Raw genomic sequence first — 14,935 nt, 5'->3', positions numbered from 1 at the left:
CTAGAGCTAGCGCCCTCGCGACTGGAGATATGAAGTTGACTGCTAATAGCCCGGCGGATAAGTCCGCAACTAAAACCGATGTACTGCTGATCGGCGGCGGCATCATGAGCGCGACCCTCGGGGCGTTCGTGAAGCAGCTCCAGCCCGATTGGGATATTTCCCTGTTTGAGCGCCTCGATCGCGCCGGACTGGAAAGCTCCGACCCCTGGAACAACGCCGGAACCGGCCACGCCGCGCTGTGCGAATTGAACTACAGCCCCGCCGCGGCCGACGGCTCCGTTGACCCGGCCAAGGCGGTGGGCATCAACGAACAGTTCCAGGTGTCCCGCCAGTTCTGGTCGCACATGGTCTCCTCCGGCCATATTACGAACAACTTCATCAACCCGCTGCCGCATATGAGCTTTGTCTGGGGTGACGCGCACTCCGAGTACCTCCGCCGCCGCTACGAGTCGCTGAGCGCACAGCCGTTGTTCAAGTCCATGGAATTCTCCGAGGACCACGCCAAGCTGGCGGAGTGGGCTCCCCTGATCATGGAGGGCCGCGACTCCTCCCAGCGCGTGGCCGGCTCCCGCGTCGTCGGAGGCACCGACGTCGACTTCGGCGCCCTGACCCGTGAGCTGACCGGTTACCTTGCCGCCAACGGCGTGGAAATGAACTTTGGCCACGAAGTCAGCAACGTTTCGCGTTCCTCCACCGGCGGCTGGGACGTGTCCGTCAAGAACCGTGCCACCGGCGCTTCCCGCACCGTTTCGGCCCGCTTTGTCTTCATTGGCGGCGGCGGCGGCGCCCTGCACCTGCTGCAGGCCTCCGGGATCCCCGAGGGCAAGGGCTTCGGCGGCTTCCCCGTCTCCGGCCAGTTCCTGCGCTCCACTGACGAGTCCATCATTTCCCGGCACAACGCCAAGGTGTACGGCCAGGCCTCCGTCGGCGCACCGCCCATGTCCGTTCCGCACCTGGACACCCGGTTTGTCAACGGCAAGAAGTCGCTGCTGTTCGGCCCGTACGGCGGCTTCTCTCCCAAGTTCCTGAAAACGGGATCGTTCCTGGACCTGCCGGCGTCCGTCCGCCCGGGCAACCTGGTGCCGATGCTGGCCGTCGCCAAGGACAACATGTCCCTGGTCAAGTACCTGGTCACCGAGGTGCTGAAGACCCGCGAAGGCAAAACCGAGGCGCTGCAGGAATTCATGCCCCGCGCGGTCACCGAAGGCTGGGAGCTCATCACGGCCGGCCAGCGCGTGCAGGTCATCAAGAAGGATCCGAAGAAGGGCGGCGTGCTGCAGTTCGGCACCGAGCTGATCACCGCCTCGGACGGATCCATCGGCGCCCTGCTGGGTGCTTCGCCGGGCGCTTCCACGGCCACCCCGATCATGATCAACCTGCTCAAGCGTGCCTTCCCCCGCCAGTTCGACGGCTGGGAGCCGAAGATCAAGGAAATGATTCCGGGTTACGGCGTCAAGCTCAATGAAAACGAATCCCTGCTGGAAGAACTCACCAACGACACCAACCGTGTCCTGGGCCTGAACTAACCCGGCACTTCTTCCCCGCAGAAAGTTTTTTTACCCGTTGGACCGGGCTGACCCATCCGGTCGGCCCGGTCCAACGAACGTTAAATGCCGGATCCTGCTTTGGTCCGGAGTTTTTTGCCGATGTACCTCAGTTCAGCTTCTCCTAAAGGCAGGCTCATGGACCGTTTGGCCAAGTTTTCCCTCTCCAACCGGGCGCTCATCGCCCTGATCACGGTGTTCATTGCCGTGTTCGGCGTGATTTCCATGGGCTCGCTCAAGCAGGAGCTCATTCCGTCGCTGGAATTCCCCCAGATCACCGTGATCACTGCGCTGCCGGGAGCCTCCCCGGAAGTTGTGGACAAGCAGATCAGCGAGCCGCTGGAGGGCGCCCTGACCGCCGTCGAGGGATTGGAAGATTCCTCCGCCACGTCCCGCAACTCGCTCTCCACCATCAGCCTGACCTTCGCGTACGGAACGGATCTGGACCGCGCCCGCGGCCAGGTCGACCGTGCCATCTCCAACGCCCGGCAGTTGCTGCCTGACGATGCGAATCCGCAGTCCCTGGCCGGCAGCATCAGCGACTTCCCGATTGTGTATCTGGCCGTGTCCTCGGACCAGCCGCTCGCGGAGCTGAACGCCGACCTGCAGCGCCTCACCGTTCCGCGGTTGCAAAAAATCGAAGGGGTGCGGACCGCGGAAGTCACCGGCGGATCCACCCGGAGCATTTCCATCCTCCCCGATCAGGCGGCCCTCGCTGCCCGGGGTGTGACGCCGTCGGCCATTTCCACAGCACTGGAAAACAGCGGCGCCCTGGTTCCGGCCGGCACCGTCACCGAAGACACCCGCACCCTGCCCATCCAAATCGGCAGCCCGCTGGACAGCCTCGAGAAGGTCTCCGCCCTGCCGGTTGAATCCACGGGCAGCGGCTTCGCCTCCGGTGCCGCTCCCGTGACCATCGGCGACGTGGCCTCGGTGGAAATCGTCGAAGATGAGAACACCTCCATCACCCGGACCAACGGGCAGCCCACGCTGGCCGTGTCCATCACCAAGACTCCGGCCGGTGACACGGTGGGCATTTCGCACCAGGTCACGGACCTGCTGCCGTCGCTGGAATCCGAACTGGGCAACGGCGCCAAGTTCACGGTGGTCTTCGACCAGGCCCCGTTCATCGAAGAATCCATCTCCAACCTGACCACCGAAGGCATCCTCGGCCTGGGATTCGCTGTCCTGGTCATCCTGGTGTTCCTGCTCTCCGTCCGTTCCACCCTCGTCACTGCGGTGTCCATCCCCCTGTCGCTGCTGGTGACGTTCATTGGCCTGCTGGCGTTCGGCTACTCGCTGAACATCCTGACCCTGGGCGCCCTGACCATCGCGATCGGCCGCGTGGTGGATGACTCCATCGTGGTGATCGAGAACATCAAACGGCATCTGGGATACGGCACCGACAAGCGGACGGCCATCCTGACTGCCGTGCGCGAAGTGGCCGGCGCCATTACCGCCTCGACGCTGACCACGGTTGCCGTCTTCGCCCCGATCGCCTTCGTGGGCGGCCTGGCCGGAGAACTTTTCCGGCCCTTTGCCATCACCACTTCCCTGGCCCTCCTGGCCTCGCTGCTGGTCTCCCTGACGATTGTTCCGGTGCTGGCGTACTGGTTCCTGAAGTCCGGCACGCCGGTGGCCGACCCCGCCGCCTACCGCGCCGAAGTGGAAGCCAAAGAGTCCAATACGTTCCTGCAGCGCGGTTATGTGCCCGTCCTGCGGACCACCCAGCGGCATCCGGTCTACACGGTGGTGGCCGGACTCATTGTCCTGGCGGGAACTGCCGCCCTGACCCCGCTGCTGCAGACCAATCTCCTGGGCGACACCGGGCAGAACACGTTCAGCGTCCGGCAGGAGCTCCCGCCGGGCACCTCGCTGGAGACCACCTCCGCTGCAGCCAAAAACGTGGAGGACGCGCTGCGCGGGACCGAGGGCGTCAAGGACGTCCAGGTCACCATGGGCACCTCAGCCTCCGGTTTCGCCGCCTTCGCTTCCGGCGGATCCTCGGTGGCCTCCTACACCGTCATCACCGAGCCGGGCGTGGACCAGGTGGCGCTGCGGGAGACCGTCAGCAATGAACTGGACGCACTGGACGACGACGCCGGGAACATCACCCTGGGCAGCACCGGCGGCGGGTTCGGCACGTCCAACACGGTGGACATCAGCTTGTCCGCCGGGGATCCCAACGAGCTGCAGCCTGCCTCCGAGCAGGTGGTGGAAGCGATGTCCTCGCTGGCTTCAGCCGGGGAGGTCACCAGCAACCTGTCATCCTCCTCCCCCGTGGTCCAAGTATCGATCGACCGTGCCAAAGCAGTGGCCGCCGGACTGAACGAACAGCAGATTGCCGGCCTGGTGGCCTCCACGCTGAGCCCGCTGCCCGCCGGCACCATCCGCATCGGCACCGATGACTTCCCCGTGCTCATTGGTGAAGGAACGCAGATCACCAGCGTGGAGCAGCTCAGCCAGGTTCCCGTACCCGCAGGGTCCGGCACCGTGCCGCTGAGTTCGCTGGCCACCGTTGAGGAAGTGGACACTCCCACGTCCATCTCCGCCTCCGGCGGCGAGCGCACCGCCGTCGTCTCCGTATCCCCGGCGGGCGAGAACCTGGGCGCAGCCATCTCCGAAGTGCAGGCCAAGCTCGCGGAACTGGACCTGCCGGCCAGCGTGACGGCCACGCTCTCCGGTGCCGCTACCCAGCAGAATGAATCCTTTACCCAGCTGGGACTGGCGCTGCTGGCAGCCATCGCCATTGTCTACGTAATCATGGTGGCCACCTTCAAGTCCCTTATCCAGCCCCTGATCCTGCTGGTGTCCGTGCCGTTCGCCGCCACGGGCGCCATCGTGCTGCTGCTGGTCACCGGAGTGCCGCTGGGGCTTCCGTCCCTGGTGGGCATGCTGATGCTGGTGGGCATTGTCGTCACCAACGCCATTGTGCTGGTGGACCTGATCAACCAGTACCGGCGGCCGCACAACGGGCAGCCCGGCATGAACGTGGCCGATGCCATTAACCGCGGCGCCCGGCAGCGCCTGCGGCCCATCCTCATGACCGCGCTGGCCACCGTGTTTGCCCTGACCCCGATGGCACTGGGAGTGACCGGTGAAGGCGGCTTCATTTCCCGGCCGCTGGCAATTGTGGTGATCGGCGGCCTGGTGTCCTCCACCGTCCTGACCCTGATCCTGGTCCCGGTGTTGTACCGGCTGGTGGAAGGCGCCCGGGAAAAGCGGGCAGGACGACGCCGCCACTCGGCGAATCACACGGCCCACACTGCGGAGGTCCGCTCGGCACAATAAAACACGACGGGGTTCCCCCCCGTCCGCCGGACGTATCAGCCGCTAGGGTGATACCACTGTCAACATCTCCCGGGGGAACCATGAGAAAAGCCGTCGCCGTCCCTGCCATCGCCCTGCTGTTCATTACCGGGTGCAGTGCCGCAACCGCTGATCCGGGCGCACAGCATCCTTCCGATCCGGTTGCCTCCGCATCCGACAATTCCGCTCCTGCCGCCGCCGCCCCGCCGTCGATCCAGGCGTCGGTAGAGGACTCCGAAGAGCAGACCTGCTCCAAGCTCCTCAAGACCAATGGTGCGGGCCCCCTGTACCAGGCCATGTACATCTACCGGGTTGATGACTTCGGCACGAGCACTTTCCTGGGAAGTGCGGAAAGCGCCCGGACCCTCAACGACGCACTGGATGGAATAGCCCAGGACGCTCCGCAGGACATGGGCGCTGCACTGGCTGCGCTGGCGTCCCCCATGGAGGGCGCCATGCAGACGGCGGAGAACCCGGGCTCGCCCTGGGTTGCCGACTTCGAGACCTGGCAGGACGCCGTCGCGGAGCTCCTGACCCGCTGCGCACCCTATGAGGACGGCGCGGGCGATGCAGCAGCTGCCTCCCCCGCAGCCCCGGAGCCGGCCGCCCAGGCCGGCGCAGCCTTCCCCGGTTATCCCTTGGTCGTGGACGCCGCGTCCCTCGACTACCGTGTTGGTGCCTGGTTTGGGGACAGGCTTGCTGCAGGACAGGTTGTGGCGCTGGCTCCGCGGCTCTACGCGCCGTATGATCCCGCTGTCCCGGATTTGATGTCCTACTACGCTGCGGACCGTGCAGTGGGGGACGGCGTCGTGAAACACATCGTCTTTCCCGGCTCCGGAAACACGGCCACGTTCTCCGGGCTGCAGTCCGGGAGCCAGGAACCCCAATAGGCGCCACGGCGGTCCAGCGGGAATGAAACGCCGGTAAGCGCCGTTGTCGCCCTATGTAGATGCAAATGCATATACTTGTAGCTGCACCAGCGACATCGGAGGACACCATGCAGATCGGCGTATTCAGCGTCAGCGACATCACCCGCGATCCCGTCACCGGACGGATCCCTACCGAGGGCGAACGGATCAAGGCCGCCGTCGCCATCGCCAAGAAGGTGGAAGAAATCGGCATGGACGTGTACGCCACCGGCGAGCACCACAATCCGCCGTTTTATGCTTCCTCCCCCACCACCCTGCTGGGCTACATTGCCGCGCAGACCGAACGGATCATCCTCTCCACGGCCACCACTCTGATCACCACCAATGACCCGGTAAAGATTGCCGAGGACTTCGCCACCCTCCAGCATCTCTCCGACGGCCGGGTGGACCTGGTGCTGGGCCGCGGCAACACCGCACCCGTGTACCCGTGGTTCGGCAAGAACATGCAGGACTCGGTGGAGCTGACGGTGGAGAACTACAACCTGCTGCGCCAGCTCTGGGACAAAGACACCGTGAACTGGGAGGGGAAGTTCCGCACTCCGCTGAGAAACTTCACTGCCACCCCGCGCCCGCTCGACGGCGTTGCCCCCTTCGTGTGGCACGGCTCCATCCGCACTCCGCAGGTGGCCGAGATCGCTGCCTACTTTGGCGACGGCTTCTTTGCCAACAACATTTTCTGGCCGAAAGAGCACTACATGCAGCTCATCAGCCTCTACCGCGAACGCTACGAGCACTACGGCCACGGCCGGGCCGACCAGGCGATCGTGGGCCTCGGCGGGCAGTTCTTCATGCGGAAAAACTCCCAGGATGCGGTCAACGAGTTCCGGCCGTACTTTGACAACGCTCCCGTTTACGGGCACGGCCCCTCCATGGAGGACTTCACCGCGCAGACCCCGCTCACGGTTGGCAGCCCTCAGGAAGTCATCGAGAAGACTCTTTCCTTCCAGGAGTACTTCGGTGATTACCAGCGCCAGCTGTTCCTGATCGACCATGCGGGGCTTCCGCTGAAGACAGTCCTGGAGCAGCTGGATCTGTTCGGCGAATATGTGCTGCCGGAGCTGCGGCGTGAATTCGATGCCCGCCGGCCGGCAGACGTTCCCGAGGGCCCGACGCATGCCGCCCGGGTGGCCGAGGCCCAGATGTCGTCACGTTCAACTGCTGCTCCTTCTCTTCAGTAGGCTAGAGGCATGTCCTTGGATACCAGCAGCGCACCCGTTCGACAGGCAGCAGAGACTTGGGAGTCCCTGTTCCGGACCCAGGTGGGCGTGATGCGCCGGCTTCAAAAGGATCCGGCGTTCAAGGAACTGTCCATGCGGGAATATGACGTCCTGTTCAATCTCACCCGCTGCCCCACCGGCTGGATCAGGCTGAATGAGCTCAATGTGCATCTGCTCATCAGCCAGCCCAGTCTGAGCCGGATGGTGGAGCGGATGGAATCCAAGGGCCTGGTCCAGCGCCGGCCTGCAGAGAACGACCAGCGGGGCGTCGAAGTGTCCCTGACCGAGGAGGGGCGTGCGCTGCAGCGGAAGCTGGGCAGCGCCCACGTCCGCGGCATCTATGAGCTGCTCACCCCCGCCCTCAGCGAAACCGAGATGCAGGAACTGAAGTCGCTGACGGACAAAGTGCTCGCCAGCCTGCCCGCGAACGACGGCTGAGTCCCGCCGGGACAGCCCTGAATCCGGAACGACGGCGGGAGCCACGTGGAGAATTTCAGCGCTGAGAGCATCCCGGACCTGTCCGGCATTAACGCCGTCGTTACCGGCGCCAACAGCGGCCTGGGCCTGGAAACCGCCATGGTCCTCGCTGCGAAGGGTGCCCGGGTGGATCTGGCCTGCCGCGACCTTACGCGCGGGGCGGCCGCGCAGGACCGGATCCGCTCCCAAACCGGGAACGACGACGTACGGCTGCGCCGGCTCGATCTCGGTTCGCTGGAATCCGTGCACCGGTTCGCCGCCGGGCAGGATTTACCGGTGGACCTGCTGATCAATAATGCCGGGGTGATGGCCACGCCGCACCGGACCACCTCTGACGGCTTTGAGCTTCAGTTCGGGGTCAACCATCTGGGACATTTTGCCCTGACCGGCCTGCTGCTGCCGGCGCTGCGGCAGGCTCCGGCTGCGCGCGTGGTCACCGTTTCCAGCCTGGCCCACCGCGGCGGGCGGATTGACTTTGAGGACCTGGCCGCGCAGCGCCGCTACCGCCCGTGGAGCCGGTACAACCAGAGCAAGCTGGCCAACCTGCTGTTTACGTTCGAACTCCAGCGGCGGCTCGAGGCGCACGGCGAGAGGCTGCTGGCGGTGGCAGCCCACCCCGGTTTCGCCAACACCAACCTCACCTCCGGCATGAACCATCCGGCAACACTGGACATCCTGGGCTCCTTCTTCCGCCTGCTGGGCCAAAGCGGAGCGGCGGGGGCGCTGCCCACACTGTATGCGGCCACCGCACCGGAGGTCCTGGGCGGGGAGTTTTACGGTCCCGGCGGGCCCGGGCAGCTCCGCGGGCGGCCGGTGCGGGTGACCCCGGCTCCGCAGGCGTCGGACCCCGCCACGGCCCGTCGGCTCTGGGACGTCAGCACCGAACTCACCGGTGTTCGGTTCGCCGGGTTGGACTAACGCCACCGGGAGCCGGGCTCTTGGCCGTCCGGTCCTCCGGTCCTCCGCAGTCGAGGTAGCCTTGCTGCCACACCCCGGCATCCGCCGTTTCCGTTTCAGGAGGATAAATGGCCAGCTCCACGGTCCTTGTGAGGCCACCGGTTGAAAGCGATGCACCCCGGCTTGCCGACATCCATATTTCGGCGTGGCGGGCCGCCTATCGGAATGTCATGTCCGACGAGTATCTGGCCGGCCTCAACCACGAGGCGTCCGCCACAGGGTGGCGGCGGAACATTCGTGAGCCCAGGCCCGGAACCTTCCATTTGGTCGCGGAGACGGACAGCGGCGTCGCCGGATTCTGTGTTTTCGGGCCCGCGGAAGGTACCGCCGATGCTGGACCGGAGGGCGGCACAGCGTCTGCAACGGGACAGCTGTATGCCATCAATGTGCATCCGGACGCCTGGACCCGGGGCGTCGGTTCAGCCCTGTTCGCCGCTGCGGAGGAAAAACTCACGTCGCTGGGATATCACCGGGCATTCCTGTGGGTTGAAGCAACCAACAAACGGGCCATTGATTTTTACACCAACCGGGGGTGGCTGGACGACGGCGGGACCCTCCAGGACACCCGGTTTGATCCACCGGTGCCGGAGCGCCGCCACAGCCGCCAGCTGGGGAAGCCTGAGCCACGGACTGACCTTGGTGGCTGACATCATCGGAACCGTCCGGGCGCTGTACCGCTATCCCGTGAAGTCGACCGCAGGCCAGGCCCTGAGCAAAGCCTTCGTTACGGACAGCGGGCTCGAGCATGACCGAAAGTGGGCCATCTACACCGCCGACGGGGGCATCGCCAGCGGAAAACGCACACACCGTTTCCGGCCCGTGCCAGGACTAATGCACTGGTCGTCAAGCTCTGACCTTCCGCATCCGGAAGTCCCGATGCTGTTCAGTCCGGATGGCAGCGCGTACCGTGCCGATGAGCCCGCTGCCTCGCGGGCCCTGTCCGAAGCCTTTGATCAGCATCTGGAGCTGCACCGGGAAACAGCAACCCCGCACCATGACGAAACGCCGCTGCACCTGCTGACAACGTCTTCCCTGGCGGCCCTTGCCAACCTGTCAGGCGTGCCGGTGGACGAGGGCCGGTTCCGCGCCAACCTCATTATCGACACCGGACCCGTACCCGGTTTTCCGGAAGATCAGTGGATCGGCTCGGAGCTGGTCATCGGGGACGGAGTCCGCATCCGCCTTGGGTCCGGAATGCCGCGTTGTGTCATGGTCGACCAGTCCCAGCATGGGCTCGCCGCCGAACCGAAAATCCTCAAACTCCTGGGTGCACACAACAACACGAAGCTCGGGCTGCAGGCCCATACCGTCCGCGGCGGAGTGGTTCGGGCGGGCGACAGCGTTGTCCTCCGGCGCGGCCCTGCGGGCATGTAAGTGCCAGGTTCTCCCGGCCCTTCCCGGAAGCCCGTCAGGCCCGCAACCGTGCCGGGGCGAGTCCTCCCACGGCCGCCACGGCTTCCTTCACCGCCCGCGCGGCCCGGTCGACGTCGTCCTCCCGAAGCGCAGCAGTAAACGTGAAGCGCACGGCCGTCTGCGCAGTAGCCCGGTCCAGCCCCATCGCCGTCAGTACAGCCGACGGCTCGTCGGATCCGGCGGCACAGGCCGAGCCGCTGGAGCACAGCACACCGGCCCGTTCCAGTTCCAGCAGCACCGCTTCCCCCGAGGTCCCCGGAAAGCAAAACGAGGCGTGGCCCGGCAGCCGTTCGCTGCGGTGCCCGGTCAGCAGGGCACCGGGAACTCCGCGCAGCACGGCGTCAATCAGCCGGTTCCGCAGCATCTCCGCCCGCCGGACGGTGTCCTCGTGCTCCGCGGCGGCCAGCGCCAGCGCTGCAGCCATCCCGACGGCGCCGGCCACGTTCTCCGTACCCGAACGCCGGCCGCGCTCCTGCCCTCCCCCGTGCATTACCGGCTCAAGTGCCGGAGCTCCGCGCAGGTACAGCAGCCCGATCCCCTTGGGCGTACCCAGCTTGTGTCCGGACAGGCTCAGCGCGTCTGCGCCCAGGCGAGTCACGTTCAGGTCCAGCCAGCCGCCGGCCTGAACCGCGTCCGTGTGGAACGGCACGCCCGCCTCACGGCAGCGGGCAGCAATGTCCCGCACGGGCTGGACGGTGCCGACTTCGTTGTTGGCGTACATCACCGAGCAGAGCACCGTCCGGGGTGTCAGGGCTGCGGCGGCCGCTTCCGGGTCCACCCTTCCCGCGGCGTCCACGGCAAGCAGTGTCACGCGGAAGCCGTGGCGGCGCTGCAGGTAGTCCAGGGATTCCAGCACCGCGGGATGTTCGACGGCGGTGGAGACCAGGTGCGGAGCGGCACCTGGACCGTCCTGCGCCGGACGGCCTCCCCCGGCCAGGCGGTCCATCCCCGCCAGGGCCAGGCCCTTCACCGCGAGGTTGTCCGACTCGGTGCCGCCGGAGGTGAAGATGATGTCCCCGGGGCGGCAGCCGAGCACCCCGGCCGCTGTCTCCCGGGCTGCCGCGAGGGCGCGGGCGGCCGATTCTCCGGCCGAGTGCGAGCTGGAAGGATTGCCGAACTCCGTGGTGAGGTACGGCCACATAGCCTCCAGCACTTCACGCCGCGGCGGGGCGGTGGCGGCTGCATCCAGGTACATCACACCAGGTCCAACCCCAGGTCCAGGGCCCGAACGCTGTGGGTGAGCGCTCCCGCGGAAATCAGGTCCACCCCGGTGGCGGCGATCTCGGCGACCGTTTCCAAGCGGACATTGCCGCTGGCTTCGGTAAGCGCCCGTCCGGCGATCAGTTCCACGCCCCGGCGCAAGTCCGCCGGAGAGAAGTTATCCAGCAGCACGGTGTCCGCACCGCCGGCCAGTGCTGCTTCGATCTGGTCCAGCCGGTCCACTTCCACCTCGAAGTGCACGGTGTGCGGCAGCCGTGCCTTGGCCGCCGCCAGTGCCTGTGCCAAATCGCCAGTGCCCGCGGCCAGCAGCGCCAGATGGTTGTCCTTGGCCATCACGGCATCGGAGAGGCTGAACCGGTGGTTGTTCCCGCCGCCGCACCGGACGGCATGGCGTTCCAGGATGCGCAGCCCCGGCGTCGTCTTGCGGGTATCCGTAATCCGGGCGGAGGTCCCGGCGGCCTGCGCCACAAAGGCTGCGGTGAGGGTGGCGATGCCGCTGAGCCGCTGCGCCAGATTAAGGGCCACCCGTTCACCGGTAAGCACCGCGCGGGCGGGGCCGCTGATTTCCGCCAGAACGGTTCCGGCTTCGAAGGATTCTCCGTCCCGGATCGGGAAGTGAACGGCTGTTTCCGCAGAGGTAAGCCGGAACGCAGCCTCGATGACCTGCGCTCCGCAGAAGATGCCGGGTTCACGGGCGGTAAGGAGGGCCGAGGCCCGGGCTTCCAGCGGAACCAGGAGTTCGGAGGTGATGTCGCCCCACGGTGCGTCCTCGGCGAGCGCTGCGCCAACGATGCGGTCCACGGCATCCTGCGGAACAGGCGTCGGCACCTGGGTGGAACGGGGAGGCGCGGTGCTGGTGGTCATAACGGTGTTTCCCTTCGGGGAGCTCATGCGGTGCGGTTCAGGGCGTGCTCGGCGGGCCCGGTGCCGGCGGCTTCACCGGCCGGGCGGATCCCGCCGTCGGTTCGGTAGTGGGCGCCCACGGATTCGGTGCGCCGCAGTGCGGCGGCCAGGAGCAGCTGTGCGCAGGTCAGCAGGTTCGCGTCTTCCAGCTCCCGTATCTCCGGCGCCGGCAGCGTCGTTCCTGCGTTCCCCGCCGCTTCCCGCTGCCAGCGGGCGACCTGGCCGGAGGCAGCGGCCAGCCCCCCGGCGCTGCGCAGCACCCCGGCCCGGGCGGACATGAGGGCCTGAAGGACAGCACGGTCAAAAGCGGGTCCCTTTCGGCCAGACTCCGCCGGCAGGGAAAGTGCCCGTTCGGGCTCTGGCACGGCGGCGAGAACGGCGGCCGGAACAGCTGGGGGGAAAGCCGCGAGCGAGAGGCCGGAAAGTCCACCGGCACGACCGTCCGAGACGGCAGCGGCGCCGGCCCGGGCGCCGAACACCAGTCCTTCCAGCAGGGAATTGGAGGCCAACCGGTTTGCGCCGTGCACACCGGTGCAGGCACACTCGCCGGCAGCGTACAGCCCGGGCACCGTGGTGCGGCCCCACAGATCGGTGGCCACTCCGCCCATCCAGTAATGGGCGGCCGGAACCACGGGCAGCAGGTCCTGCTCCCAGTCCAGCCCGTGCCGGCGGGTCAGGGCGTCCAGGCCGGGAAAGCGCCGGCCCAGGTATCCGGGTCCGCGGGCGGCCGCAACACCGGTGGCATCCAGCCAGACACATGGTTCCCCGCTGTCCAGCAGATAGGCGCTGACGGCCCGGGAGACGACGTCGCGCGGAGCCAGTTCGGCCTCCGGGTGGGCGGTCCGGGCTGTCCGGTCTGCCAGCAGGAATCGTTCCCCCGCGGCGTTGCGCAGCACGGCTCCCTCACCGCGGACCGCCTCGGAAATCAGCGGGTTCCCCGGCACGTGCAGGGAGGTGGGATGGAACTGGAAGAACTCAAGGTCTCGCATCGCCGCACCGGCGCCCGCCGCCAGCGCCACGCCGTCGCCGGTTGCCGACTGCGGGTTGGTGGTGTGCGCGTACAGGCCGCCGGCTCCCCCGGCGGCGAGGATCACGGCGTCGGCCGCCAGCGCAGTGATCTCGCCGTTCCGGAGCAGCTTCACGCCGGTGACCCGGCCGTTCTCCTGCAGCAGGCCGGCCGCGAAGGTGTGCTCGGCAACGGTAATCCGCGGTTCCGCCGCCACGGCCCGCAGCAGGGCGGCGGCAATGCCGGCTCCGGTGCTGTCGCCGTTGACGTGCAGGATCCGCCGGGCCGAATGTGCGGCCTCCCGCCCCAGTGCCAGCGCACCCGACGGATCCCGGTCAAAGGGCGTGCCCAGTTCCAGCAGCCGCCGGATCTGTCCGCCGGCGGCCGTGCAGAGAACCTGCACCGCTTCAGCGTCCGCCTGTCCGGCGCCGGCGGCCAGCGTATCCGCAGCGTGCGCTTCGGCCGTGTCGCCGGGCGCCGCCCCGCCCGGTACGACGGCGGCAATTCCGCCCTGGGCCAGCCAGGTGTTGGACTGCTTCACCGCACCCTTGGCCAGCACGGTCACTTCCACGGCAGGGTCCGCCCGGACCGCACTCAGCGCAGCCGTCAGCCCCGCAATGCCGGCTCCGACGACGGCGATCACGGGTGCGCCGCCAGCATCCGTTCCAGCGCGGTGCGGGCAGGAACGGCAACGGCGGCGGGAACCGTGATGCGGTTCAGGACTTCGCCCCGGACCAGGCCCTCCAGCACCCAGGCCAGGTAGCCGGGATGGATCCGGTACATGGTGGAGCAGGGGCAGATGACGGGATCCAAACAGAAGATGGTGTGCTGGGGGTACTGGGCCGCCAGCCGGTTGACCATGTTGATCTCGGTGCCGACGGCAAAGATGCTGCCGTCTTCAGCGGCATCGATGGCCTTGAGGATGTAATCGGTGGACCCTGCCTCATCGGCGGCGTCCACCACGGGCATGGGGCATTCCGGGTGCACGATCACCCGGACCCCTGGATGCTCGGCCCGGGCCTTTTCGATTTGGGCGACGGTAAAGCGTTTGTGCACCGAGCAGAAGCCGTTCCAGAGCAGCACCTGTGAGTCCCGCAGCTCCTCCGCCGTGTTTCCGCCCAGCGGCAGCCGCGGGTTCCACATGGGCATGGCCTCCAGCGGTATGCCCATCGCTTTGGCGGTGTTCCGGCCCAGGTGCTGGTCCGGGAAGAACAGGACCCGCCGCCCGCGCTCAAAGGCCCACTCCAGCACCGCTGGGGCGTTGGAGGACGTGCAGACAATGCCGCCGTTCTCGCCGCAGAATCCCTTCAGCGCGGCCGAGGAGTTCATGTAAGTGACCGGAATGACCGGTACCCGGCCGTCGTCGTCGGGCTCTGAGCCGAAGAGCACGGTGAGCTGTTCCCAGCACGCAGCCACCGATTCGATGTCCGCCATGTCCGCCATGGAGCAGCCTGCGGCCAGGTTGGGCAGCACTACGGCCTGATTCGGGCCGGAGAGCAGGTCAGCGGTTTCTGCCATGAAGTGGACCCCGCAGAAGATGATGGCCTCGGCGTCGGGCTTGGACTTGGCTGCTTTGGCCAGCTGAAAGGAATCGCCCACAAAGTCCGCGTGCCGGATCACTTCGTCGCGCTGGTAAAAGTGGCCCAGGATGACGGCGCGGTCCCCCAGCTTCTCCTTGGCGGCGGTGATGCGCAGGTGGAGTTCTTCGTCCGGCGCCTGCCGGTATTCCTCCGGGAGGCTGCCCTGCCGGGGCGTGGCGGGCGGTGCGGCGTCATGCATGGAGGCTCCGGGCCCGTAGTCCGGCAGCCGGGCGCCGTCGAATTCCCACGGCGGCATCGCCAGGTCCGGCGTGCAGGTTCCGGCGGAGGAGGCTTTTCCGGCGGCGGCGCCGGCGGCTGAAATCAATGCGACGGCGGTGGCAACGCTGGGGGCGGAGGTGCCGGGGATGTTGCTCATGGT

The 14,935-nt window shown here is 67.1% G+C and carries 12 protein-coding genes; 8 read left to right on the top strand and 4 right to left on the bottom strand.

All coding sequences use genetic code 11. The features are described from left to right. Positions 1 to 29 precede the first annotated feature (29 nt). From ACIQXM_RS12325 to ACIQXM_RS12290, 8 genes are all read left to right on the top strand, one after another. On the top strand, positions 30 to 1,526 hold the full coding sequence (locus ACIQXM_RS12325) for a malate:quinone oxidoreductase (RefSeq protein ID WP_400931823.1): 1,497 nt from the start codon (positions 30 to 32) through the stop codon (positions 1,524 to 1,526). A gap of 156 nt (positions 1,527 to 1,682) precedes the next feature. Then, a complete protein-coding gene (locus ACIQXM_RS12320; RefSeq protein WP_400931821.1) occupies positions 1,683 to 4,835 on the top strand; it encodes an efflux RND transporter permease subunit in 3,153 nt (1,050 codons plus the stop codon). Between the two features lie 80 nt (positions 4,836 to 4,915). Beyond that, on the top strand, positions 4,916 to 5,743 hold the full coding sequence (locus ACIQXM_RS12315) for a hypothetical protein (protein WP_400931819.1): 828 nt from the start codon (positions 4,916 to 4,918) through the stop codon (positions 5,741 to 5,743). Between the two features lie 107 nt (positions 5,744 to 5,850). Next, the gene (locus tag ACIQXM_RS12310) at positions 5,851 to 6,960 is read left to right on the top strand and encodes an LLM class flavin-dependent oxidoreductase (protein WP_400931817.1); all 1,110 of its coding nucleotides are present in this window, start codon (positions 5,851 to 5,853) and stop codon (positions 6,958 to 6,960) included. Positions 6,961 to 6,969: 9 nt separating this feature from the next. Beyond that, the gene (locus ACIQXM_RS12305) at positions 6,970 to 7,437 is read left to right on the top strand and encodes a MarR family winged helix-turn-helix transcriptional regulator (protein ID WP_400931815.1); all 468 of its coding nucleotides are present in this window, start codon (positions 6,970 to 6,972) and stop codon (positions 7,435 to 7,437) included. A 45-nt stretch (positions 7,438 to 7,482) separates the two neighbouring features. Then, on the top strand, positions 7,483 to 8,394 hold the full coding sequence (locus ACIQXM_RS12300; protein WP_400931813.1) for an oxidoreductase: 912 nt from the start codon (positions 7,483 to 7,485) through the stop codon (positions 8,392 to 8,394). A gap of 107 nt (positions 8,395 to 8,501) precedes the next feature. Continuing rightward, positions 8,502 to 9,080, top strand: a complete 579-nt coding sequence (locus ACIQXM_RS12295; RefSeq protein ID WP_400931811.1) for a GNAT family N-acetyltransferase — start codon at positions 8,502 to 8,504, stop codon at positions 9,078 to 9,080. Beyond that, positions 9,073 to 9,807 (top strand): MOSC domain-containing protein, encoded by a 735-nt coding sequence (locus ACIQXM_RS12290; protein ID WP_400931809.1) that lies wholly within the window; start codon positions 9,073 to 9,075, stop codon positions 9,805 to 9,807. Before ACIQXM_RS12295 ends, ACIQXM_RS12290 begins: the two co-directional genes overlap by 8 nt. A 34-nt stretch (positions 9,808 to 9,841) precedes the next feature. On the opposite strand, the gene ACIQXM_RS12285 is transcribed toward ACIQXM_RS12290, so the two are convergent. From ACIQXM_RS12285 to nadA, 4 genes are read right to left on the bottom strand one after another with little or no spacing between them, the layout of a single operon-like run. Next, on the bottom strand, positions 9,842 to 11,044 hold the full coding sequence (locus ACIQXM_RS12285; RefSeq protein ID WP_400931807.1) for a cysteine desulfurase family protein: 1,203 nt from the start codon (positions 11,042 to 11,044) through the stop codon (positions 9,842 to 9,844). Next, entirely contained in the window at positions 11,041 to 11,931 is an 891-nt protein-coding gene (gene nadC, locus ACIQXM_RS12280) for a carboxylating nicotinate-nucleotide diphosphorylase (protein WP_400931805.1), read from the bottom strand. Before nadC ends, ACIQXM_RS12285 begins: the two co-directional genes overlap by 4 nt. 23 nt (positions 11,932 to 11,954) lie before the next feature. Next, positions 11,955 to 13,619, bottom strand: a complete 1,665-nt coding sequence (gene nadB / locus ACIQXM_RS12275) for an L-aspartate oxidase (RefSeq protein ID WP_400931803.1) — start codon at positions 13,617 to 13,619, stop codon at positions 11,955 to 11,957. Beyond that, complete coding sequence (nadA, locus tag ACIQXM_RS12270; protein WP_400931801.1) at positions 13,616 to 14,932, bottom strand: quinolinate synthase NadA; 1,317 nt, start codon at positions 14,930 to 14,932, stop codon at positions 13,616 to 13,618. The genes nadB and nadA overlap by 4 nt, the downstream gene beginning before the upstream one ends. Positions 14,933 to 14,935: the final 3 nt, after the last annotated feature.

The organism is Arthrobacter sp. NPDC097144, assembly GCF_044762205.1.
GTDB lineage: Bacteria > Actinomycetota > Actinomycetes > Actinomycetales > Micrococcaceae > Arthrobacter_B.
This window is presented reverse-complemented; position numbering and strand designations above follow the sequence as displayed.